Source organism: Mesorhizobium sp. ESP-6-4, from assembly GCF_020164735.1.
In the GTDB taxonomy this organism is placed as follows: Bacteria; Pseudomonadota; Alphaproteobacteria; order Rhizobiales; family Rhizobiaceae; genus Mesorhizobium.
The window spans coordinates 54,778-76,043 of the sequence record NZ_JAIUGS010000018.1 but is presented as its reverse complement, the minus strand read 5'-3'; the positions used below and the strand labels follow the sequence as shown (position 1 = coordinate 76,043).

The window sequence follows — 21,266 nt, the reverse complement described above, 5'->3', positions numbered from 1 at the left end:
AGGTTTTTGGCGCGGGCTTGAAGCCGAAAGATCGAACATTTTTCGTCAATCCGTCGGCAGGCGGTAATCCTTGAACTGGGCACGCAAACTGGTCTTCTGGATCTTGCCGGTGGCGGTGTGCGGAATTTCGCCGACGAAGGCGACGTCGTCGGGCATCCACCACTTCGCCACCTTGCCGCTCATGAAGGCGAGGATGTCGGTCTTGGTCGGCTCCTTGCCGGGCTTGCGCACGATGACGAGCAAAGGCCGCTCGCCCCATTTGGAATGCGGGATGCCGATGGCCGCCGCCTCCGCCACGTCCGGATGGCCGACGGCAAGGTTCTCGAGATCAATGGTCGATATCCACTCGCCGCCGGACTTGATGACGTCCTTGGCGCGATCGGTGATCTGCATATAGCCGCTGGCGTCGATATGGGCGACGTCGCCGGTGTCGAACCAGCCGTCGGCGTCGAACTGCTCGGCGCCGGCGCCGCCATAATATGCTCGTGCCACCGCGGGGCCGCGCACCTTGAGATGTCCGAAGGTCTTGCCGTCCCAGGGCAGCGCGTCGTTGTCGTCGTCCGTCACTTTCATCTCGACGCCGAAGGGGGGAAAACCCTGCTTGCCTTGGACATCGAGCCGCGCCTCGCCGGTCAGCGCCTCATATTGCGGCTTCAGGGTGCAGAGGGTGCCCAGCGGCGACATCTCGGTCATGCCCCAGGCATGCACCACCTGCACGCCGTAATTGTCCTGGAACTTGGCGGTTATGGCGCGCGGACAGGACGCCCCGCCGATGACGACCTTATTCAGGTGAGGCAGCTTCTTGCCGGTTTCCTCAAGATATTGCAGCAGCATCATCCAGACGGTCGGCACGGCCGCGCTGAACGTCACCTTCTCGGTGTCGAGCAGCTCATAGATCGAGGCGCCGTCCATCTTGCAGCCCGGCATCACCAGCTTGGCGCCGATCATCGGCCCGCTCTGGCCGAGCCCCCAGGCGTTGGCGTGAAACATCGGCACGACCGGCAGGATCACGTCTCGGGTGGACATACCCATGGCGTCGGGCATGGCGGCCATCATGGCGTGAAGGACATTGGAGCGGTGGCTGTAGAGAACGCCCTTCGGGTCGCCCGTCGTGCCCGAGGTGTAGCACATGCCGGCGGCGGTATTCTCGTCGAACGTCTTCCAGGTGAAGGCGCCGTCGGCTTCGGCCAGCCATTCCTCGTAGGCGACGGCGTTCGGCAACGACGTTTGCGGCATATGCGCCAGGTCGGTCAGCACGATAACCCGTCGCAGCGATCGGACCGCGCCGGCGATCTTTTCCAGGATCGGCACGAAGGTCAGGTCGACGAAGATCGCCTTGTCCTCGGCATTGTTCATGATCCAGGCGATCTGCTCGGGAAAAAGCCTCGGGTTGAGCGTGTGATAGATCGCGCCGATGCCCATGATGCCGTACCAGGCCTCGATATGGCGGGCGGTGTTCCAGGCAAGGGTCGCGATGCGGTCGCCCAGCCTGAAGCCGTCACGCTCCAGCCGTTGCGCCACCTTGAGCGAACGGTGATGGATTTCGGCATAGCTGGTGCGCACGATCGGGCCCTCGATCGAACGCGACACGACCTCCCGGCTGCCGTGCTGGCGTTCCGCATGGTCGAGCAGCTTATGGCAAAGCAGCGGCCATTCCTGCATCAATCCAAGCATCAATTCCTCCCTTTGCGCATTCGCGTCGTTTTGTTTCACGCATTGTGAAACGAACCGGCGGTTTGTCCAGCCGCCATAAGTCGAAGCCAGTGGATGGATCGAAGGACCGGGAAAACCGCCATAATCCGGCCATCGTCGCCGTTAAGCTTCGTTAACGGGCTGGGTGAGATTGGCGAATGGAGAGATTCGCATGGACGCGCAGCTCGACGAAAAAGCCCTCGAAAGCACGCTTGCCGAAAGTCTGGACGATCTGACGCCGGACATCAAAACCGTTTCCGAAGATGAATTTGCCGAAGTCGTCGGCGGTGCGCTGGAGGCCGTCGGCGGAACGCTGCTGTTCAAGATGCGCGTTGAAAACGGCGCCGAGGGCGAGCATGTCGCCGCGGCCTGCATCGGCAACGCCGACAATCGCCAGTTCCTGCTGCTCACGCTGCCGACCACCGGCGGCGCGCTGAAGGTCGAGACGGCGGCGAGAAGCACCAATCCGGTCGCGGGCATTGCCGCCGCCTATGCCGGCCTCATGGATGCCTTCAAGACGGCCGCCTGACGACCGGAAGCAGACGTTCAATGAATGGTGATGACGCCAAGCGGGACGCGCGCTTGCGCGACGCGCCTGCGCGACACATGTAAGTCTCCCCTGAGAACGTTTCACGTTTCGCGGAAACGACGAAACGTTCTCTCTTTGTTTTGACGCAATTCCGGACGGAAAACCGCTTCGCACTTTTCCTGGAATTGCTCCAGGAGACCATTCATGGACAAGCTTGCCAATCCAGCCCCCGGCTTCCAGCGCAACCCGGACAAGGTGATCACGGTCGAACCTTATCGCGGCACCGTCACGGTCCGCGCCGGCGACAGGATCATCGCCACATCGACTGCGGCAAAGGTTCTCTCGGAGCCACCTTACCCGGCCGTCTTCTACATCCCGTTCGACGATATCGATTTCGGCAAGCTCGCCCCGACCGACCATTCGACACATTGCCCATACAAGGGCGATGCCAGCTACTGGAGCGTCCAGCCGGCCGGCGAAGCCGGCGAGAATGCGATGTGGGCTTATGAGCATCCGTTCGACGAAATGGTCGAGATCCGCAATCACGGCGCGTTCTACACGAACAAGGTGACGGTCGAAGCCACGCCGGACTGAGCCGTAAAGGGAGGGGCGCTTAGGTCGATCTCGGAAGGAGGTGGCCGCCAAAATTCAGCGGTCGCCACCCTCGCGCCGCGCTCTCAATCGGTGGTGCCGTCATTGCCGACGCCCTCGGCATCGTCGAGGCGTACGAAGGTCATGCCCTTCTGCTTCAAGGCCAGCAAGCCCTGAACCACGCCCTCGCCGGCGGCATGGGTCGGCTGGTTGATGTGGGCGATGATGACGTCGCCGTCCTTGGCGGCGCCGATGCGGCGCGCCGTTTCCTTCGCGCCGAGCAGCGAACCGCCGTCGCCATTGACCGAGAAGCCTGCGATCTTGAAGCCCAGCCTGCGGATCATGGCGATCGCCGAGGGACTGTATTCGGCGGTGGCGCCGCGAAACCATTTTGCCGCAGGGCCGCCCGCGCCGGCCAGGGCGGCGGCGCCGGATTCAACCTCGGCCTGCACGGCGTCCGGGCTGCCGGCGCTGCGGATGCCGAAGATTTTCCGCGGCGTATCGACCGCCGGAACGTGGCGGCCGCCGTGATTTTCCAGCTCGAACAGGTCGGGATGCGCCCGCATGATCTCGACGGCCTCGGCATTGCGCTTCAGCCAGATGCCGGTAACGAAGATCGTCGCCGGTATCCTGTTGTCGACAAGCGCCGAAAGTATCCTTGTGTCGGTCTTTCCGCCGCACGCATCGAGCGTCAAGGCGACGCGACCGCCGCCTTCAACGCCCTGCGGCTTCAGATGCAGCGTCGGCTCGAGCAGCGTCGCGGCATTCCCCGCCGACGCCGCGAACAGCGCCATCGCGCAAAGGGAGTTTCGAAGCAGACCCATCATTCATTCCACACCGGCACGCTCGGCATCATCCTTCGCGCCGCGCCAAAAACTTGTCTCTAGAAGACCGGCATCTAGGCGAAAATCGGGACGGCAAACAGCGCAAAAACAGCAATCGCGAAAATTTGCTTTCGCCTATACCGCTGCTTCCAGAGGCATCTCGGTTCGGGCCAGCAACTGGAGCGCTGCCTCGACGACCGCGTCGACCTCCAGGCGCCAGACGCAGCATGCCTTGTTGGGGTCGGGCCTTTCGCACAGGTCGCCACCGACGCAGTCACAAGGCATGGACGGGCATACCGCGATGCTCGGCGCGCCGACTGGCCCCCAGTGGATCGGGCTCTGCAGGCCGAACAGGCCGACGACGGGAGTGCCGACTGCGGCAGCCATGTGCATGGGGCCGCTGTCGTTGCCGAGAAACAGCCGCGCCTGCTTGAACAGCGCCGGCAACGTTTCGAGCGGGAGCGCTCCGACCAGGTTGACGATCGGCGTCTTCGCAGTCGCCAGAATCTTCTCGGCCACCTCGTTCTCGTCCGGGCCGCCGACCAGGGCGACGTCGAGACCGGTTTCGGCCGCTATCCGATCGATTGCGGCGGCAAAGCGCTCGGGCTGCCAGCGGCGCCCAGGGAAGCTTGCTCCGGCATGCACCGCGACAAAGGCGTTCGGCCGAAGGTGCAGCTTGTCCAGCAGCGCCAAGGCTTTCGTCGTCTCGAACGGCAGCGGCCGGACGGCGGGAGCCCGCGCGCGCAGGTCCACGCCAAGTGCCTCCAGCGGCGAAAGATAACGATAGAGAAAGTGCTGCTCGCCATACCCGAACGGCTTGGCCTTCACATTGGCAGGTTGGCGCGCAAACCAACCCAGGGGCCTTTCGGACGGGTGATATCCCACGCGAACCCGCGCGCCGACCAGGCCCAAGATGAACCGCGACGTCTTGGTGTCGGTGATGTCGATGGCCATGTCGAAATGGTAGCGGCGCAACTTAAAGAGCGTGAGAACGAGTTCCTGCAGGCGTAGCAGCGGCGTGCCGCGCATATGGGAACGGCGGAAGGTCACAACCTCCGAGGCGATGCCGTTGGCGGTGAGGAGACCGCCGAACCGGGCGTCGGAGAGGAAGACGATGCGGGCGTCGGGATATTCGAGCTGCAGGTTCTTCGCCAGCGCGGAGGCAAGAACGAGATCGCCAATGTGCTTCGTCTGCAAGATCAGGATCGAGCGGACTGCAAAGGAAGCCCGCGACATCGGTGTCTGGGCTCCGGACAGACCGGAGTTCGCGAAGCTGGGTTGAGATGTCGACATGTGGAACCATCACGCGCATTTTCACGTGATCTTATACAAGACGACACGGTCGCGGACCATCGGACTCTCGCGCGCCGATAGAGCGTTTCACTGTTTCTCGGAATCCGCGAAAAATGCGCTATTTCGTCGTCTTTGACGCAATTCCGGACGGAAGGCTAAGGCAAAGTCCCAGGACCTGACCGTTTCACACTTTTCCTGGCTTGCGCAAAGCGGGGGACGCGGCCGGCGGGCGGTCCGCAATTCCAGCAAATGTCAGACCGCGGCTTCCAGGACCATCTCGGTGCGCGCCAGGAGTTCCAGCGCCGCGTCCACCACCGGATCGACTTCCAGGCGCCAGACGCAGCATGCCTTGCTCGGGTCGGTCCGGCGGCACAGGTCGCCCCCGATGCAGTCGCAAGGCATCGATGGCCGCAACGAAATGCTGGGCACGCCGACCGGCGCCCAAAGGACCGGGTTGGTCAGGCCGAACAGGCCGACGACCGGCGTTCCAGCCGCGGCTGCCATATGCATCGGTCCGCTTTCGTTGCCGAGAAACAGCCGCGCCTCCCTGAGCAGCGCCAGCAGCGTTTCCAGCCGCAGCGTGCCCGCCAGGTTGACGACGGGCGTCTTCGCCGCGGCCATGATCCTGTCGGTCGCCTCAACCTCGTCCGGACCGCCGACGAGGACCACGCGCAGGCCGGTTTCGCGGACGATTCTGTCGATTGTCTCGGCAAAGCGCTCCGGCTGCCACCGCCGCCCCGCGAAGCTTGCTCCGGCATGGACCGCAACAAAAGCGTTTGGCTGGATCTGGTGCCTGGCGAGCAAGGCGAGGACGCGCGTCGTCTCGAAGGGCAGCGGCCGGATGGCCGGCGCCCTGACGCGCAGATCGATGCCCAGCGCCTCCAGCGGAGACAAATAACGGTAGAGATAGTGCTTCTTGCCGAATCCGAACGGCTTCATCCTGACGGTGGCGGGTTGACGCTCGTGCCAGCGCAAAGGCCGCTCCGTCGGAAAATAGCCGACCCTGACCGGAGCGTTGACCAGTCCAGAAATGATCCGCGAGGTCTTGGAATCTGTGATGTCGACGGTCATATCGAAGCGGTGCTGCCGCAACGTGCGCACCATCCGGAAGAGCTCGCGCCCTCGTTCGAGCGGCGAGCCACGCATCTTGGCACGGCTGAAGGGGACGACCTCGGAAGCTATGCCATGGGCAGTCAGGAAGCCGGCGAAATGGGCTTCGCAAAGAAACACGATCCTGACGCCCGGATATTGAAGCTGCAGGTTCTTCGCCAACGCCGAGGCAAGCACGATGTCGCCGATGAACTTGGTCTGCAGGATCAGGATCGATCGGTAAACGGATTGGTAAATCTGCAACATGGGTTTTCCGACACCAACAAATTCGGTGCCGGAAAGTCGCTTGGAACGGTGTCGAGATTCAGGGCTGTCACGCGCACGTTCGCGTGACATTGCATACAAAACCGTAAGGTGTCGGGATGTCAGGCGCGTTTTGTCGCGCCCTTCGCTGCCGCCACGGCCGCCTGCGCGGCGGCCAGCCTGGCGATCGGCACGCGGTAGGGCGAGCACGACACATAGTCGAGGCCGACTTCCTCACAGAAGCGGATCGAGGCCGGGTCGCCGCCATGCTCGCCGCAGATGCCGAGCTTGATGCCCGGCCGCGTCGCCTTGCCCTTTTCGGCCGCGATCCGCACCAGCTCGCCGACGCCGTCAATGTCGAGCGACACGAACGGATCCTGTTCGATGATGCCCTTCTGCCGGTAGGTTTCCAGGAACGACGCCGCATCGTCGCGCGAGATGCCGAACGTGGTCTGCGTCAGATCGTTGGTTCCGAATGAGAAGAATTCGGCCGCTTCGGCAATGACATGCGCCCGGATCGCCGCACGCGGCAGTTCGATCATCGTGCCGGTCAGATAGTCGATCTTTGTGCCAGTCTCCTGCATGACGCTTTGCGCGACCGCATCGATGCGCGCCTTGACGTATTGCAGCTCCTTCACCAGGCCGACCAGCGGTACCATGATCTCCGGCACGACCAGCGCGCCGGCCTTGTGGCCGGCCTCGACCGCCGCCTCGAAGATGGCGCGCGCCTGCATCTCGGCGATCTCGGGATAGGAGACGGCGAGCCGGCAGCCGCGATGGCCCAGCATCGGGTTGAATTCGTGCAGCGCTTCCGTGCGCTGCCTGAGCTTGTCGGCCGACACGTTCATGGCGGAGGCGACCTCGGCGAGCTCGGCCTCGGTCTTCGGCAGGAATTCGTGCAGCGGCGGGTCGAGCAGGCGGATCGTCACCGGCAGGCCGGCCATGATCTCGAACAGCTCGAGAAAGTCCGAGCGCTGCATGGGCAAGAGCTTGTCCAGGGCCGCACGCCTGTCCTTCTCAGTGTCGGCCAAGATCATCTCGCGCATGGCGACGATACGGTCGCCATCGAAGAACATGTGCTCGGTACGGCAAAGCCCGATGCCCTCGGCGCCGAAAGAGCGCGCCATGCGGGCGTCGAGCGGCGTTTCGGCGTTGGTGCGTACCTTCATGCGGCGCGCGGCGTCGGCCCATTCCATGATGGCGGCGAAATCGCCCGACAGCTCCGGCTGCAGCATGGCGACCGCCCCTTTGAGCACCTGGCCGTTGCCGCCATCGATGGTGATGATGTCGCCTTTGCGGAAAGTCTGGCCCGTCGAGAGCAGCGTGCCGGCCTTGTAGTCGACACGCAGCGAGCCGGCGCCGGACACGCAGGGCTTGCCCATGCCGCGTGCCACCACCGCGGCGTGGCTGGTCATGCCGCCGCGCGTGGTGAGGATGCCTTCGGCGGCATGCATGCCGTGGATGTCCTCCGGGCTGGTTTCGATGCGCACCAGGATTACCTTGCGGCCTTGCGCCCTGGCGTCCTCGGCATCGCTGGAGGAAAAAACGATCTCGCCGGTGGCGGCGCCGGGCGACGCCGGCAGGCCCGTGCCTATGACATCGCGCGCGGCATTCGGGTCGATGGTCGGATGGAGCAGTTGATCGAGCGAGGCCGGATCGATGCGGGCGACCGCCTCCTCCCTGGTGATCAGCCCATCCTTCGCCATCTCGACGGCAATCTTCAGCGCAGCCTTGGCGGTGCGCTTGCCGGAGCGGGTCTGCAACATCCACAATTTGCCGCGCTCGATGGTGAATTCGAGATCCTGCATGTCGCGGTAGTGCTTTTCCAGCCTGTCGGAGATGTCGACGAAAGCCTGGAAGGCATCAGGCATAAGCTTCTGCAGCGACGGCTTGTCGGAGCCGGCGGCGATGCGCGCCGCCTCGGTGATGTTCTGTGGCGTGCGGATGCCGGCCACCACATCCTCGCCCTGGGCATTGACCAGGAATTCGCCGTAGAGCTGCCTCTCGCCGGTCGAGGGATTGCGCGTGAAGGCGACGCCGGTCGCGGACGTGTCGCCCATATTGCCGAACACCATGGCCTGGACGTTGACCGCCGTGCCCCAGCTTTCCGGGATGTCGTGCAGGCGCCGGTAGGTGATGGCGCGGTTGTTCATCCAGCTCGAGAACACGGCGCCGATCGCCCCCCAGAGCTGCTCCTGCGGATCTTGCGGGAACGGCTTGCCGAGCTCTTCCTCGACCTTGGCCTTGTAGAGCGAAATCACGCCTTGCCATTCCTGGGCCGTCAGGCCGGTGTCGAGCTCATGGCCGAGGCTCGCCTTCTGGTCCTCGAGGATCTCCTCGAACACTTCGTGGTCCAGGCCCATGACCACGTCGGAATACATCTGGATGAAGCGGCGGTAGCTGTCATAGGCGAAACGCGCATCGCCGGAATCGGCGGCCAAAGCCTCGACCGTCTCGTCGTTGAGGCCGAGATTGAGCACCGTATCCATCATGCCGGGCATCGAGGCGCGAGCACCGGAGCGCACGGAGACCAGAAGCAGCTTCGACGGGTCGCCGAAGCGGCGGCCGGTAATCCGGCCGATATGGTCGAGAGCGGAGACGACATCCGTCTCGAGCCCGCCGGGATAGGTGCGGCCGTTGGCGTAATAGGCGTTGCAGACCTCCGTGGTGATGGTGAACCCGGGCGGCACCGGCAGCCCGAGGCTGCACATCTCGGCCAGATTGGCACCCTTGCCGCCGAGAAGGTTGCGGTCGCCGGCACGGCCCTCGGCGGCACCGTCGCCGAAGGTGTAAACCCACTTGGTCATGCTTGCCCTCCAGTTCGTGGGAGATAGAAACATCCGGATGATGGCCGTTTCCCGCCTTCCCCGCTCCGAGCGATAGGATGCTGCACTGCGAAAGGCAAGGCACCGGCAAGCAACCACTGCGGCTACAATCGATTAAGCAAGAGCTGCGTCAAAAAGACTTGCTGGAGGGAAAAGACCGATATAGAACATAACGGGAACGCAGTGGAGTAGCGTGATGAAACTCAATGGAAAACTCGACTATCTTGAACTGCCCGCGAAGGGCGGCACGCTGGACAGCGTCAAATCTTTCTACAGCGCCGCCTTTTCATGGTCGTTCACCGACTACGGCCCGACCTATTCCGCCTTTGCCGAAGGGCTCGACGGCGGCTTCCAGGCGGATGCCGGCGAGGCGCCGGCCAAGCCGCTTCCGGTCATCTACTCCGAAAATCTCGAGGAAACGCTGGACGCGGTCGAGAGTGCCGGCGGCACCATCGTCAAGCCGATTTTCGCCTTTCCCGGCGGCAGGCGATTCCATTTCACCGATCCGGCCGGCAACGAACTGGCCGTTTGGGGACATTAGAGCGGTTCACCGTTTTACTGAAACGGTAAAACCGCTCTAACTCTCTGATTTTACGCAATTCCGGACGGAAAGCCGCTCACACTTTTCCTGGAATTGCTCCAGGAAAGATACGGATTTCGAGTTGTTTTTGCTGTTGACAGCCGGGGGGCAGCCGGGCTCATTCCATCGAGCGGCGGCAATCTTCCAACAGCAAAGCAGACTGATGAAATTCGGCTCAAGCGGGGTTCGGGGTTTGGCTTCCGAATTGGTTGGAAGGCCAAGCGGACTTTATACCGAGGGTTTCGCCCGGCGCTTGCGGTCGACCGGATTTCAGCAAGGCAAGGTCTTCGTCGGGCGCGATTTGCGCGACAGCAGTCCAACGATTGCCGAAGACTGCATGGCGGCATTGGCCGCGGCCGGCTTCCAGCCGGTCGATTGCGGTTCCATCCCCACGCCCGCGCTCGCCTTTTACGCCCGCCTGCACGGCGCTGCGGCGCTTATGGTGACCGGGTCGCATATTCCCGCCGACCGCAACGGCATCAAATTCTATGGGCCGAAGGGCGAGATCGACAAGGCGGACGAGGCCGCCATCACCCGTCACGTCGCGGAACTGTCGGATCGATATCCCTGGCCTCCGGCCCATGCGGATCGGCAAGCCGGCCATGAACACACGCTCGCGGCCTTTCGAGATCGTGTCGACGGCATTCTGCCCCCTGGCGCCCTTTCCGGAATGCGTCTCGGCGTCTACCAGCATAGCACGGTTGCGGCGGAGCTGCTGGTCGAGGTCCTGCGGTCCTACGGCGCCGAGGTGATCCCCGTCGGGAAAACGGAAACCTTCGTGCCCATCGATACGGAGGCCGTCGGCCAGGAAACGATGGCGAGGGTGAAAGGCTGGGTGCGCGAATTCGAATTCGACGCAGTGCTCTCGGCCGACGCCGATGCCGATCGTCCGCTTGTCATCGACGACAGTGGCGAGCTGTTCCGCGGCGACCTGATCGGGCTGGCCACGGCGCTGTTCCTCAAGGCCGACATTGTAGTGACGCCGATCACCTCCAATTCAGGCATCTCCGAGGCTTTCGGATTCGGCGTCAGGAGAACGAAGGTCGGATCCCCTTTCGTCATAGAGGAAATGGACGCCGCGCGGCAGGCAGGCGGCATTATCGTCGGCTTCGAAGCCAATGGCGGGGTTCTTCTGGGGTCGGACTGCGTGGTGAACGGCAAGATCTTGTCGGCGTTGCCGACACGGGATTCATTTTTGCCGATCCTGGCGGTGCTGGGCACGATGGCATCGACCGGAAAATCGCTGTCCGGCCTGCGCGAAACCTGGAGCCTTCCGGTCTGCGCCAGCGAACGGCTCGAGAACTTCCCTGTCGAGAAATCGCGCGGCTTGATGCGAAAGCTCGCCGGCCGCGATGCCTTGCAGCACTTCCTTGCCCCCCTCGGCACCGTCTTGGACGTCGATGAGACCGACGGTCTCAGGGCACGGATGACCAGTGGCGAGATCATCCATCTGCGGCCTTCCGGCAACGCTCCCGAATTTCGGTGCTATGCCGAGGCCGCCAGCCATGACAGGGCGAGCAAGATTGTGGCAATGGCGCTGGAACGAGCGCGCGACACCACACTGGCAGATGAATCAGAAGCCGTATAACGAAAACGGAGCCAGCGATCGCCGCAGGCTTCGGGCGCGGCCCGCTCTACAATAACGGGGACTCGTGCCCCACGTCTCGCTCGAGCCCTGAGAGCATCGATGACAAGAACGGCGTTGATAACCGGCATTACGGGGCAGGATGGCGCCTATCTGGCCCAGCTCCTGCTTTCGAAGGGTTACCGAGTCCACGGGCTGGCGCGGCGGTCGAGCACAGCCGACGTCAACACCATGCGCCTGAAATGGCTGGGGATCGAAAACGATGTGCGGATCGTGGACGGCAACCTGACGGACTTGTCGGGTCTTAGTCGAACCATGCGCGACGTAAGGCCGGACGAGGTCTACAACCTGGCCGCACAGTCTTTCGTCAGATCCTCGTGGCAGCAGCCGATCCTGACAGGCAACGTCACCGGTATCGGCGTCACCAATGTTCTCGAGGCGCTGCGTCTCGAGATCCCCGAGGCGCGTTTCTACCAGGCGTCGTCGTCGGAGATGTACGGCCTTATCCAGGAGCCGGTGCAGTCGGAGACCACGCCTTTCCATCCCCGCTCTCCCTATGCGGTGGCGAAGGTCTACGGTCACTGGATCACCGTCAATTATCGCGAGAGCTTCGGCCTGCACGCTTCGAGCGGCATCCTGTTCAATCACGAATCGCCGCTTCGCGGCATCGAATTCGTGACACGCAAAGTCACGGACGCCGTCGCGCGCATCAAGAAGGGCATGGCCAAGGAACTGCGCCTGGGCAACATCGACGCCAAGCGCGACTGGGGCCACTCCAGGGACTATGTCCGCGCCATGTGGCTGATGCTGCAGCAGGATCAGCCCGACGACTATGTGGTCGCCACCGGCAGGACGACGACGGTGCGCGATATGTGCAGGATCGCGTTCGAGCATGTCGGGCTGGAGATGGATGACCATCTTGTCATCGATCCCGACCTGTTCAGGCCGGCGGAAGTCGAAATCCTTCGCGGCAATCCGGCCAAGGCAAAGGCGAAGCTCGGATGGGAAGCGACGATCTCCCTGGAGGATATGATCCGCGAAATGGTGGACGCCGATCTGGCGCGCCACTCGGCTCTCAGGAATTGAAAGGAAGCTCTTGCATCCACGGGTCGATGACTTGACGCACAGTCTTCCGCCACGCATCCGCATGCGGACAATTCGTCGTGGTCCGTGAGGCCGGCATGCGCGTTTTGATAACCGGCGCCAACGGTTTCGTCGGGCCCTATGTGGGCGACGCGCTGCGCAGGATTTGCGGCCGCGAAATTGCCGTTGCCGCGACCTCCAAGGATGGTGGTCCGCATCCCGCCTTCGGCCAGGTCGAAGAACTGGACGTGACCGATCCGGCCGCCGTCCATGATGCCATTGCCCGTCACCAGCCCACCCATGTCATTCACATGGCGGCGGTCGCGGCCTTGGGTGCCGCCCAGGCCGATCCCCGCAACACATGGCGCATTCATGTGGACGGCGCGCTCAACGTGGCCCATGCCATCCTCGACAAGGCACCGGACTGCTGGCTGGTTCATGTCGGATCGGGCCTGGTCTATGGCGAAAGCGCCAAGACCGGACGCCCGCTCGACGAAGGCACGCTGCTTGCTCCGATCGACGACTACGCCGTGACCAAGGCCGCGGCCGACCTCGCGCTCGGCGCGCTTTCGCGCCAGGGGTTGAAGTGTGTCCGAATGCGCCCCTTCAACCATACGGGCCCGGGCCAGACCGAGGCATTTGCCGTGCCGGCTTTCGCCATGCAGATCGCCCGGATCGAAGCAGGCCTGGCTCCGCCGGTGATCCGCGTTGGCAACCTCGATGCGAGGCGCGATTTCCTGGATGCGCGCGACATCGCCAACGCTTATGCGCGCGCGGTTCTGAAGAGCCGCGATCTTGCGCCGAGCGCCATTTTCAATCTCGCGTCCGGCCTCTCCTGGCGGATGGGAGACATCCTCGATCGGCTGCTGGCCCGCAGCAGCGTCAAGATCGTCACGGAGCAGGATCCGCTGCGGCTGCGGCCAAGCGATCTGCCATGCATCGTCGGCGATGCCACCCGCGCCCGGACCCTGCTCGGCTGGGCGCCCGAGCATCCCTTCGAGGATACGCTTGCGGCCGTCCTGGAGGATTGCCGCGCGCGCGTGGCCCAGGCCTAGGCAAAGGATGCATCGCCTGCTTCCCTGAACGCGGAGCTGAGCCGCTCGCGGCCTGCACAGCCCGAAGCTGGCGCGCGACGCGTGCGGCTTACGATCCACCGCCGGGCGATCGGCGACAAACTGGCCGGAAATGGCGGCCCCGCCTCACTGCCGATTTTAGTTGATCTCCCGGCATTGAGCTTTGCGCCGCCTCGTCCTATAAGGCCGCGCGCAGCGCGGCATGCCCGCCTGCTGGGGCGTCGCCAAGTGGTAAGGCATCGGTTTTTGGTACCGACATTCCCAGGTTCGAATCCTGGCGCCCCAGCCAACCTCCACATCAACGCCAAGCTCGAACGGACGATCGGCCAACGGGTTTGAAGCATCGCGCGGTTCGACCGGGAAGCCGGTCGGACATCAGGCGCCTTTAATGGCGATTGCGGTGGTGAGCAAGATCAGGCTCAGCATCGCCAGTGCCGCGCGGATAACGTGCGATAGTTCCCAGCGGTTGCGCAGCGCCGTCCACTCCTGCGCCGGTGGGAGCGGAGCTCCGTCGCTGCCCTCAGTCGCGAAGAAGCGCTTGGCCGGCGCGTTCAGTTCCACGTCCTGCAGCCAGTGCTTGTTGACCGGCTGGGTCATGAACCAGAAGACAAACTGCATGGCGAGGAGCGCGATCAAGGCGCCGGCGATCAGCCAGACATGGAGCGCACCGCTCGACGTCAGCATCAGCGCAAAAGTCGCGAGGATCCCACCGATCTCCGCGATGCCGCCTCCAATTGTGAAACCCGGGTAGTAGATGCGTTGGACAACGAAATACTCTTGCCTGCCGAGTCGCAACTTGCCCGGGAGCTCCAGCGCGTGGGCGAGCGCCATAGCCATCGCACCGGCCACAAGGACGACGGTCAGGACCTCCAGAAAGACATACATCGGATCGGCCTCTCACTCCAGCTCGAGCGCTTGTGCGGGAGCAACCTCGTCAAGACCGAACGTGATCCTGCCTACCGGGTTCCCATCGGCGTACGCTCCAATTCGGCTGGGCGGCGCGCTGTATGGGCCGTGAGCTGGGCGAAACACCGCGATCGTTTCGACGCCAACCATCGGCCTAAACCTTTTCCGCCGACAGGCGTTGTTCGTTCCAGACGGACCGACAAACACCGTTCGGAGAGGTTTCAACCGATGTATTTCATGGCACTGGCCACCGATTATGATGGCACGCTGGCGCATGATGGCCTTGTCGCGGCCAGCACGATCTTGGCACTGGAGAAGCTGAAGAAGTCCGGGCGCAAGCTGATCCTGGTCACAGGGCGGGAACTGCCCGATCTCAAGGAGGTGTTTCCCGAACTTTCCCTGTTCGACAAGGTGGTCGCCGAAAACGGCGCGCTGGTCTACACGCCGGCCAGCGAGGAAGAGCGCACGATCGCCCCCTCGCCTTCCGCGGATCTTGTCGACAGGCTCAAAAAGCGCGGCGTGAAGCCGCTGTCCGTCGGCCGCTCGATCGTCGCCACCTGGGAGCCGCACCAAGCCACCGTGCTCGACGTCATCAAGCAGCTTGGGCTGGAGCTGGAGATCATCTTCAACAAGGGCGCGGTTATGATCCTGCCTTCCGGCATCAACAAGGCGACCGGGTTGGCGGCAGCGCTCGACGACCTGAAGCTGTCGCCGCACAATGTCGTGGCCGTCGGCGACGCCGAAAACGACCACGCCTTCCTCAGGGCTTCGGGCTGCAGCGTCGCGGTGGCCAATGCGCTGCCCGCCGTCAAGGAAACCGCCGACCTCGTCACCAAGGAAACGCGCGGCAAGGGCGTCGAGGAGCTGATCCGCAGGCTGGTCAAGCACGATCATCTGCTGGCTAAAAAACGCTTGCGCGGCGTGCTGCTCGGGACCTCACGCGGCAAGGACATCTACTTGTCGCCGATGGAAACAGTGCTGATCGCCGGCAGCTCGGGCATCGGCAAATCGACCTTGGCCACGGCGCTCACCGAGCGGCTGGTCGAAAAGGGTTTGCAATTCTGCATTTTCGACCCCGAGGGCGACTATGACGGACTGAAAGGCGCGGTGCCGCTCGGCAACGGCTCGACCGCGCCGAACAAGGAACAGTTGCTGGAATTGATCGAGAAACCGCAGACCAATATCGTGGTCAACGGCCTGGCGCTGAAGGTCGATGAGAGGCCCGATTTCTTCGCTGAATTGCTGCCCGGCCTCGGCAATGTCCGCTATCGCACGGCAAGGCCGCACTGGCTGATCATCGACGAGGCGCATCATTTGATGCCCAAGCGACGCGGGGATACGCGATCCGTGCTTTCGATCGAGCTGCCCGGCACGGTGCTGATCACTGTCCATCCGGAAGCGATCTCGACCGATGCGCTCGGCCTGGTGACGGCGGTGATTGCGCTTGGGCCCAAGGCGAAGGGCGTGATCAAGACCTTCTGCAAGGAGACGGGGCTCCAGGCTCCAAAAAGCATTCCGTTGCCCAAGGGCGACCGGGTGCTGTTCTGGCGGCCGCACGACGGCAAGAAGCCGTTCACGGTGAAGGCGGTCGAGCCCGACCAGTCGCTGAAGCGCCACAGCCGCAAATATGCCGAGGGCGAGCTCGACGAGGCGGGCAGCTTCTACTTCACCGGCCCGAGGAAGGCGATGAACCTCAGAGCCCACAATCTCATCATCTTCGCGCAGATGGCGGAAGGCATCGACGACAAGACATGGGAATACCATCTGCGCGCCGGCGACTATTCCAAATGGTTCCGCCAACAGATCAGGGACAAGGACCTCGCCCGAGAAACGGCTGAGGCGGAGAAGAACAAGGCATTGTCGGCCGACGAGAGCCGCAAGCTGGTGATCGACGCCGTGCGGAGGCGCTACACGGCGCCTGCTACGGCTGCGGAGACGTAGAGCAGGTTCGCCAGCCTGAACCGGCCGAGCTCTCAGCTCGCCTCGCGCATCGCTTCGGCAGCCTGCAGATCGACCGAGACCAGCTGGCTGACGCCCTGCTCGGCCATGGTAACGCCGAACAGCCGGTCCATGCGCGCCATGGTGATGGGGTTGTGGGTGATGATGACGAAGCGCGTCTCGGTGGTCTTCGACATCTCGTCCATCAAATTGCAGAAGCGCTCGACATTGTGATCGTCGAGCGGCGCGTCGACCTCGTCGAGCACGCAAATCGGCGCGGGGTTGGTGAGGAACACCGCGAAGATCAGCGACATCGCGGTCAGCGCCTGCTCGCCGCCGGAAAGCAGCGTCATAGTCTGCGGCTTCTTGCCGGGCGGGCGGGCGAGGATTTCCAGCCCCGCCTCCAGCGGATCCTCCGACTCGATCAACTGCAGCTCGGCCGTGCCGCCGCCGAAGAGATGCGAGAAGAGCCGCTGGAAATGGCCGTTGACCACCTCGAAGGCCGACAGCAGCCGCTCGCGGCCCTCGCGGTTGAGGCTCTGGATTGCCTGGCGCAGCTTGCGGATCGCCTCGATGATGTCCTCGCGCTCGGAAACGATGGTTTCCAGCCTGTCGGACAGTTCCTTCTGCTCCTCCTCGGCGCGCAGGTTCACGGCGCCGAGCCGCTCGCGCTCGATCTTCAGCCGGTCGAGCTGGCGTTCGATCTCGGCCATGTCGGGCATCGGATCGTCGGCTTCGAGGCCGGTATGCTTGATGACCAGATGTGGCGGCGTGTTCAGCGCCTCCTGGATGCGCGCCTCGACCTCGGCGCGGCGTTCATCCGCCGCGGTCAGCCGCTCCTCGGCGCGAACGCGGGTTTCGCGCGATTCGGCGAGCGACTGGATGGCGGCGGTGGCCGCCTTGTCGAGCTCCGCCTGCTTGTTTTCCGCCTCCTGCAGGCGGTCGCCGGCAGCCTTGCGCAGCGCCTCGGCCTCGGAAAGCTGCGTCAGCAGGGCACGGCGCTTGGCGTCGATCTCGTCCGGCGCATCGGCCAGCCGCTCGCGCTCGGCTTCGGCTTCAGCCTTGCGCTCGCCGAGGGCGGCGATCTGTGTCGAGGCATTTTCGGCGCGCTCCAGCCAGTTCCTGCGCTCGGCACCGATGGCATCCAGCCGGCGAATACGCGCCTCGGCCTCGCGCCGTAGCCCTTCATGCACTGCGCGCGCATCGGCAAGCGTGGCGCGGTCGCGCGCGACGTTGGCGGAAGCCTGTTCGAGCTGAAGCTGCAGGTCGCCGAGATCGGGCGCGTCCTTCAGCATCTCCTCGGCTTCGAGGAAGGCGGCCTGCGTCTCCTCATGGCTATCAACGATGCGAGCGCGTGCCTCTTCAAGCGCGGCGCGCCGGCTCAACAGCTCGCCGCCGGCCTTCTCGGCCTCGGCCAGCGCATTGCGGGCGGCATCCAGCGCATGCTGGGCATCGCGGCCGGCTTGGCGCGCATTGCGCTCGGCCTCACTTGCCTGGCGCATCGCCTGCTCGGCGCGAGCCAGCGCTTCCTCGGCCTCGCGCACGACGCGCGTCGCCTGCACGGCTTCGGCATCGAGCTCGGCCAGGCGGTTCTTCTGCGCCAGCCGCTGCGCGGCGGCGGTCGGGGCATCGGCGCTCGCGGTAAGGCCGTCCCAGCGCCAGAGCGCGCCGTCGCGGCTGACCAGCCGCTGGCCGGGCGAAAGCTGCGCCTGAATACGACGGCCGTCGGCGCCGTCGACGATGCCGATCTGCGCCAGACGGCGCGCAAGCTGCGCCGGCGCGCGCACGACGCTGGCAAGGCTCTTCACGCCTTCAGGCAGCGCCGCATCGCTGGGCTGCACCGCGCTTTCGCCCCAATGCACCGGGGCGCTGCGGTCGAGCGGGACGTCGAGATCCTCGCCGAGGGCTGCGCCAAGCGCGGTTTCATAGCCGCGCTCGACATTGATCTGCTCCAGCACGGAAGGAAAGAGATCGCCGCTGGCGGCGTTGAGGATCTTGGCCAGCGTGCGCGCTTCGGTCTCGATGCGCGCCAGTTCTGCCCTGGCGTCCTGCAGCGGCGGGCGAGCCGCGCTTTCGGCGGCGCGAGCCTCGGCGACGGCCTGCTCGGCGGAAATGGCGCCGGCCTCGCTCTCTTCCAGCCGAGCCAGCGCGTCCTCGACCAGCAGGCGCTTCTCGGCCGGATCGGGCAGGCCGGAAATCCGCGCGACGATATCAGAAAGCTCGCGATCTACCTCGGCAAGCTGGCGCGCGAAGCGGTCGCGGCGCTCGGCGGTCTCGCGCAGCGAGCGCTCGATCTGGTGGCGCGAGGCGGCCGCCTCGGCGCGCTCGGCGGTCAGCGCGGCAAGTTTTGCTTCGCTCTGCGAGAGCGTCGCGCCGGCCTGCTCGAAGGCGGCGCGCGTGGTCGCCTCGCGCTCGGCAGCACCGGCGTTTTCCGAATTGAGCTCGGCTTCCTCGGTGCGCAGGCGCTCGAGGATGTCGGCATTGTCGCGCACCATCCGCTCCTCGCGGGCGATGTCGGCGTCGAGCTGCTGCAGCCGGCGTTCGAGCTCGGTCTGGCGCGCACGGATGCGGCCGGCCTCTTCCTCGATCTGGGTCTTGGCGATCGACAGGCGCTGGAAGGCGGCGGCTGCGGCGGCTTCGGCGTCGCGCAGATCGGGCAGCCGGTGCGCGGCGATGCCCTGCTCCCTGGCCGCCGCCATCTGGGCGGCGGCGCGGTCGCCGACCAGCGTGGTGGCGACGGCAAGCGCTGAACGCGCCTCGCCTTCCTGCGCCTTGGCCAGCGTCCAGCGCAGATGCAAGAGCGTTGCCTCGGCCTTGCGGATATCGGCCGACAGGTTCTTGAAGCGCGAGGCCTGGCGCGCCTGGCGCTTCAGGCTTTCGATCTGGCCTTCCAGCTCGCCGACGACGTCGTCCAGCCGTTCGAGGTTCTGCTCGGCACCCTTCAGTCTGAGCTCGGCTTCATGACGGCGCGTGTGCAGGCCGGAAATGCCTGCCGCCTCTTCGAGCAGCGCGCGACGGGCCTGGGGCTTGGCCTGGATCAGCTCGCCGATGCGGCCCTGCCCGACCATCGAGGGCGAGCGCGCGCCGGTCGACTGGTCGGCGAACAGAAGCTGCACGTCCTTGGCGCGCGCTTCCTTGCCGTTGATGCGGTAGAGCGAGCCCGCCTCGCGCTCGATGCGGCGCGACACCTGCAATTCATCGGCATCGTTGAAGGCGGCGGGTGCCGTGCGGTCGGTGTTGTCGAGGAAAAGCGTGACTTCGGCGGTGTTGCGCGCCGGCCGGGCACCGGAGCCCGAGAAGATCACGTCGTCCATGCCGGACGCGCGCATGTTCTTATAGGAGCTTTCGCCCATCACCCAGCGCAGCGCTTCGACGAGGTTCGACTTGCCGCAGCCGTTCGGCCCGACAATGCCGGTCAGCCCGCGTTCGATGACGAACTCGCCGGGCTCGACGAAGGACTTGAAACCAAGGAGGCGAAGGCGCGAAAACTTCATTCGCGCCGCCCAACACTACAGGGGTGCGCGCCGAAGCCGGACCGCTTCGGCGCGGCCTGGACGTCAGAGCAGAGGGTCGATGATGGCCGACATTTCCTCAATCGACATCGCCCCTTTGTAGGTCTTTCCATTGATGAAGAAGGTCGGCGTCGAGTCGACCTTGAACTCGTCCGCTCCGCGTTTCTGGACTGCTCTCACATCGTCCAGAAGTTTCTGGTCCGTCAAGCAGGACTCAAAGGACTCCTGTGTAAAACCGGCAAGCTTCGAGATCTGCAGCAGCGCTTCCTTGGTGTTGCTGACGCCAACCCAGCTCGGCTGCTGCTTGAACAGCACGTCGACCATGGCGAAGTAATTATCCTTCGAGCAGCGCGCCAGCATGAAGCCGGCCTCAGCGCTCGGGTCGAATGGGAATTCGCGCAGGATGTAACGGACCTTGCCGGTGTCGATGTATTTCGACTTCAACTGAGGGAAGGTGGTGTCGTTGAAATGCGCGCAATGCGGGCAGGTCATCGATGCGTATTCGACGATTGTGACCTTGGCGTCGTCCTTGCCGAGCTGCTTGTCGGGCAGCGCGCCGGGCTTCAGCAGCTCCGCCATGTCGACGGTGCCCTGCGCCTCGGGCACCTGGGCCGCCGCCGGCGTCGCGGCCGGCTTGGCAGGCGTCGACGGGTTGGCCGGCTTCAAATCGGCGGCCTTGGCCTCCTCGCCGGAGTCGCTGCATGCTGCAAGCAGCGCCACCGCAGGAACAGCAGCCAGCGTGGTCAGAAGGTTTCTGCGAGACAGACTTTTGCCAAACGGGGCACGGTTCATGCGAATCACCTGATATCGGTTGGATTTTGCAATGCAAGGGCTAGAAAAGGCGAGAGTTGGCGCGAATTAAGGCATCGCGATCCCCAATCCAATCGGGAAACTTGATCACAAGCATCACGAATGCGCGAGATCGGTAACGCATTCATGACGCTTCTTACGACCCTTTGGGCTTCCTTTCACCCATAATTGTAGCGCCGAGCCGCTCCAGCGAACCGCGCAGGCCGTCGTCCTCGATCTTGCCGACCATGCGCGAAAGCTTCGATTTCTCGGCCTCGCTCAAAGGCCGCGGCGCCGGCTTTGGGCGCGCCTTTTGCGAAAGCACCGGTTTTTGCAGAATCTTGATGCGGCCGACCGCGTTGAAACCCAGGAAGGCGTTGACGCGGTTGATCACCTCGCCGGCCTCGTGCTGCAGATGCAGCGCGGCCATGCCCTCGCAGGCGATGATCAACGTCGCCGGCTCGAACGGATCGTCTTCGTGCAGGCGGCGCGGCCACTGGATCTTCTCCGGCCGCGAATGGCTGGCGAGCCGAGGCCCGGCGATTTCTTCCCAGGACTGCACCAGCCCGATCGAGATGCCGGCGCGCTTCTTCAGCACCGGATCGAGGATCTCGGTCGCGAGATCGCTGACCGGAACGGGATTGCCGAAGGGCCTTTTCCCTGCCATGTGCGTTCTCCAGTCCCCAGTTCATC

The 21,266-nt window shown here is 64.3% G+C and carries 16 protein-coding genes and 1 tRNA gene; 8 read left to right on the top strand and 9 right to left on the bottom strand.

Annotated features, from left to right (window positions below):
- Window positions 1-45 precede the first annotated feature (45 nt).
- Complete coding sequence (locus LB523_RS24175; RefSeq protein WP_224607655.1) at window positions 46-1,674, bottom strand: fatty-acid--CoA ligase; 1,629 nt, start codon at window positions 1,672-1,674, stop codon at window positions 46-48.
- Window positions 1,675-1,864: 190 nt separating this feature from the next.
- Here LB523_RS24175 and LB523_RS24170 point away from each other — a divergent pair, with 190 nt between their 5' ends.
- Together LB523_RS24170 and LB523_RS24165 are read left to right on the top strand one after the other, a co-directional pair.
- Complete coding sequence (locus LB523_RS24170; RefSeq protein WP_095766801.1) at window positions 1,865-2,221, top strand: hypothetical protein; 357 nt, start codon at window positions 1,865-1,867, stop codon at window positions 2,219-2,221.
- Window positions 2,222-2,425: 204 nt separating this feature from the next.
- Window positions 2,426-2,815 carry a DUF427 domain-containing protein gene (locus tag LB523_RS24165; protein WP_224605016.1) on the top strand — a complete coding sequence of 130 codons (390 nt, stop codon included), beginning with the start codon at window positions 2,426-2,428 and terminating at the stop codon, window positions 2,813-2,815.
- A gap of 83 nt (window positions 2,816-2,898) precedes the next feature.
- Here the strand turns inward: LB523_RS24165 and LB523_RS24160 are convergent, their stop codons facing one another.
- The 4 genes from LB523_RS24160 to ppdK all read right to left on the bottom strand — a co-directional run bounded on the left by LB523_RS24160 (window position 2,899) and on the right by ppdK (window position 9,089).
- The gene (locus tag LB523_RS24160; RefSeq protein WP_224607651.1) at window positions 2,899-3,636 is read right to left on the bottom strand and encodes a polysaccharide deacetylase family protein; all 738 of its coding nucleotides are present in this window, start codon (window positions 3,634-3,636) and stop codon (window positions 2,899-2,901) included.
- Between the two features lie 135 nt (window positions 3,637-3,771).
- Window positions 3,772-4,872, bottom strand: a complete 1,101-nt coding sequence (locus LB523_RS24155; protein ID WP_224607648.1) for a glycosyltransferase family 9 protein — start codon at window positions 4,870-4,872, stop codon at window positions 3,772-3,774.
- Between the two features lie 309 nt (window positions 4,873-5,181).
- The gene (locus tag LB523_RS24150; protein WP_224607645.1) at window positions 5,182-6,285 is read right to left on the bottom strand and encodes a glycosyltransferase family 9 protein; all 1,104 of its coding nucleotides are present in this window, start codon (window positions 6,283-6,285) and stop codon (window positions 5,182-5,184) included.
- A 119-nt stretch (window positions 6,286-6,404) separates the two neighbouring features.
- A complete protein-coding gene (gene ppdK / locus LB523_RS24145; RefSeq protein ID WP_224607642.1) occupies window positions 6,405-9,089 on the bottom strand; it encodes a pyruvate, phosphate dikinase in 2,685 nt (894 codons plus the stop codon).
- Between the two features lie 214 nt (window positions 9,090-9,303).
- On the opposite strand from ppdK, the gene LB523_RS24140 reads away from it, so the two are divergent.
- From LB523_RS24140 to LB523_RS24120, 5 genes are all read left to right on the top strand, one after another.
- Window positions 9,304-9,648 carry a VOC family protein gene (locus LB523_RS24140; protein WP_224607639.1) on the top strand — a complete coding sequence of 115 codons (345 nt, stop codon included), beginning with the start codon at window positions 9,304-9,306 and terminating at the stop codon, window positions 9,646-9,648.
- Window positions 9,649-9,850: 202 nt separating this feature from the next.
- Entirely contained in the window at window positions 9,851-11,275 is a 1,425-nt protein-coding gene (locus tag LB523_RS24135; protein ID WP_224607636.1) for a phosphomannomutase, read from the top strand.
- 99 nt (window positions 11,276-11,374) lie between these two features.
- Window positions 11,375-12,358, top strand: coding sequence for a GDP-mannose 4,6-dehydratase (gene gmd / locus LB523_RS24130; protein WP_224607633.1), 984 nt, complete (start codon window positions 11,375-11,377; stop codon window positions 12,356-12,358).
- A gap of 95 nt (window positions 12,359-12,453) precedes the next feature.
- The gene (locus tag LB523_RS24125; RefSeq protein WP_224607630.1) at window positions 12,454-13,410 is read left to right on the top strand and encodes an NAD-dependent epimerase/dehydratase family protein; all 957 of its coding nucleotides are present in this window, start codon (window positions 12,454-12,456) and stop codon (window positions 13,408-13,410) included.
- A gap of 232 nt (window positions 13,411-13,642) precedes the next feature.
- Window positions 13,643-13,717 (top strand) — tRNA-Gln (locus LB523_RS24120).
- Window positions 13,718-13,803: 86 nt separating this feature from the next.
- Here LB523_RS24120 and LB523_RS24115 read toward each other — a convergent pair.
- A complete protein-coding gene (locus LB523_RS24115) occupies window positions 13,804-14,313 on the bottom strand; it encodes an anthrone oxygenase family protein (RefSeq protein WP_224607628.1) in 510 nt (169 codons plus the stop codon).
- A gap of 249 nt (window positions 14,314-14,562) precedes the next feature.
- Between LB523_RS24115 and LB523_RS24110 the strand changes: the two genes are divergently transcribed.
- Window positions 14,563-16,275 (top strand): HAD family hydrolase, encoded by a 1,713-nt coding sequence (locus LB523_RS24110; protein ID WP_224607625.1) that lies wholly within the window; start codon window positions 14,563-14,565, stop codon window positions 16,273-16,275.
- A 32-nt stretch (window positions 16,276-16,307) separates the two neighbouring features.
- Here LB523_RS24110 and smc read toward each other — a convergent pair whose 3' ends face one another.
- The 3 genes from smc to LB523_RS24095 all read right to left on the bottom strand — a co-directional run bounded on the left by smc (window position 16,308) and on the right by LB523_RS24095 (window position 21,240).
- On the bottom strand, window positions 16,308-19,766 hold the full coding sequence (smc, locus tag LB523_RS24105; RefSeq protein WP_224607621.1) for a chromosome segregation protein SMC: 3,459 nt from the start codon (window positions 19,764-19,766) through the stop codon (window positions 16,308-16,310).
- Window positions 19,767-19,829: 63 nt separating this feature from the next.
- Window positions 19,830-20,576, bottom strand: a complete 747-nt coding sequence (locus tag LB523_RS24100; protein WP_224607619.1) for a DsbA family protein — start codon at window positions 20,574-20,576, stop codon at window positions 19,830-19,832.
- Window positions 20,577-20,730: 154 nt separating this feature from the next.
- Window positions 20,731-21,240 carry a DUF721 domain-containing protein gene (locus LB523_RS24095; protein WP_224607617.1) on the bottom strand — a complete coding sequence of 170 codons (510 nt, stop codon included), beginning with the start codon at window positions 21,238-21,240 and terminating at the stop codon, window positions 20,731-20,733.
- Window positions 21,241-21,266 lie beyond the last annotated feature (26 nt).

Excerpts from the sequence above, each read along its gene's own strand:
- LB523_RS24175 (WP_224607655.1), bottom strand. The coding sequence starts at position 1,674 with ATGCTTGGATTGATGCAGGAATGGCCGCTGCTTTGCCATAAGCTGCTC.
- LB523_RS24170 (WP_095766801.1), top strand. The coding sequence starts at position 1,865 with ATGGACGCGCAGCTCGACGAAAAAGCCCTCGAAAGCACGCTTGCCGAA.
- LB523_RS24165 (WP_224605016.1), top strand. The coding sequence starts at position 2,426 with ATGGACAAGCTTGCCAATCCAGCCCCCGGCTTCCAGCGCAACCCGGAC.
- LB523_RS24160 (WP_224607651.1), bottom strand. The coding sequence starts at position 3,636 with ATGGGTCTGCTTCGAAACTCCCTTTGCGCGATGGCGCTGTTCGCGGCG.
- LB523_RS24155 (WP_224607648.1), bottom strand. The coding sequence starts at position 4,872 with ATGTCGCGGGCTTCCTTTGCAGTCCGCTCGATCCTGATCTTGCAGACG.
- LB523_RS24150 (WP_224607645.1), bottom strand. The coding sequence starts at position 6,285 with ATGTTGCAGATTTACCAATCCGTTTACCGATCGATCCTGATCCTGCAG.
- ppdK (WP_224607642.1), bottom strand. The coding sequence starts at position 9,089 with ATGACCAAGTGGGTTTACACCTTCGGCGACGGTGCCGCCGAGGGCCGT.
- LB523_RS24140 (WP_224607639.1), top strand. The coding sequence starts at position 9,304 with ATGAAACTCAATGGAAAACTCGACTATCTTGAACTGCCCGCGAAGGGC.
- LB523_RS24135 (WP_224607636.1), top strand. The coding sequence starts at position 9,851 with ATGAAATTCGGCTCAAGCGGGGTTCGGGGTTTGGCTTCCGAATTGGTT.
- gmd (WP_224607633.1), top strand. The coding sequence starts at position 11,375 with ATGACAAGAACGGCGTTGATAACCGGCATTACGGGGCAGGATGGCGCC.
- LB523_RS24125 (WP_224607630.1), top strand. The coding sequence starts at position 12,454 with ATGCGCGTTTTGATAACCGGCGCCAACGGTTTCGTCGGGCCCTATGTG.
- LB523_RS24115 (WP_224607628.1), bottom strand. The coding sequence starts at position 14,313 with ATGTATGTCTTTCTGGAGGTCCTGACCGTCGTCCTTGTGGCCGGTGCG.
- LB523_RS24110 (WP_224607625.1), top strand. The coding sequence starts at position 14,563 with ATGTATTTCATGGCACTGGCCACCGATTATGATGGCACGCTGGCGCAT.
- smc (WP_224607621.1), bottom strand. The coding sequence starts at position 19,766 with ATGAAGTTTTCGCGCCTTCGCCTCCTTGGTTTCAAGTCCTTCGTCGAG.
- LB523_RS24100 (WP_224607619.1), bottom strand. The coding sequence starts at position 20,576 with ATGAACCGTGCCCCGTTTGGCAAAAGTCTGTCTCGCAGAAACCTTCTG.
- LB523_RS24095 (WP_224607617.1), bottom strand. The coding sequence starts at position 21,240 with ATGGCAGGGAAAAGGCCCTTCGGCAATCCCGTTCCGGTCAGCGATCTC.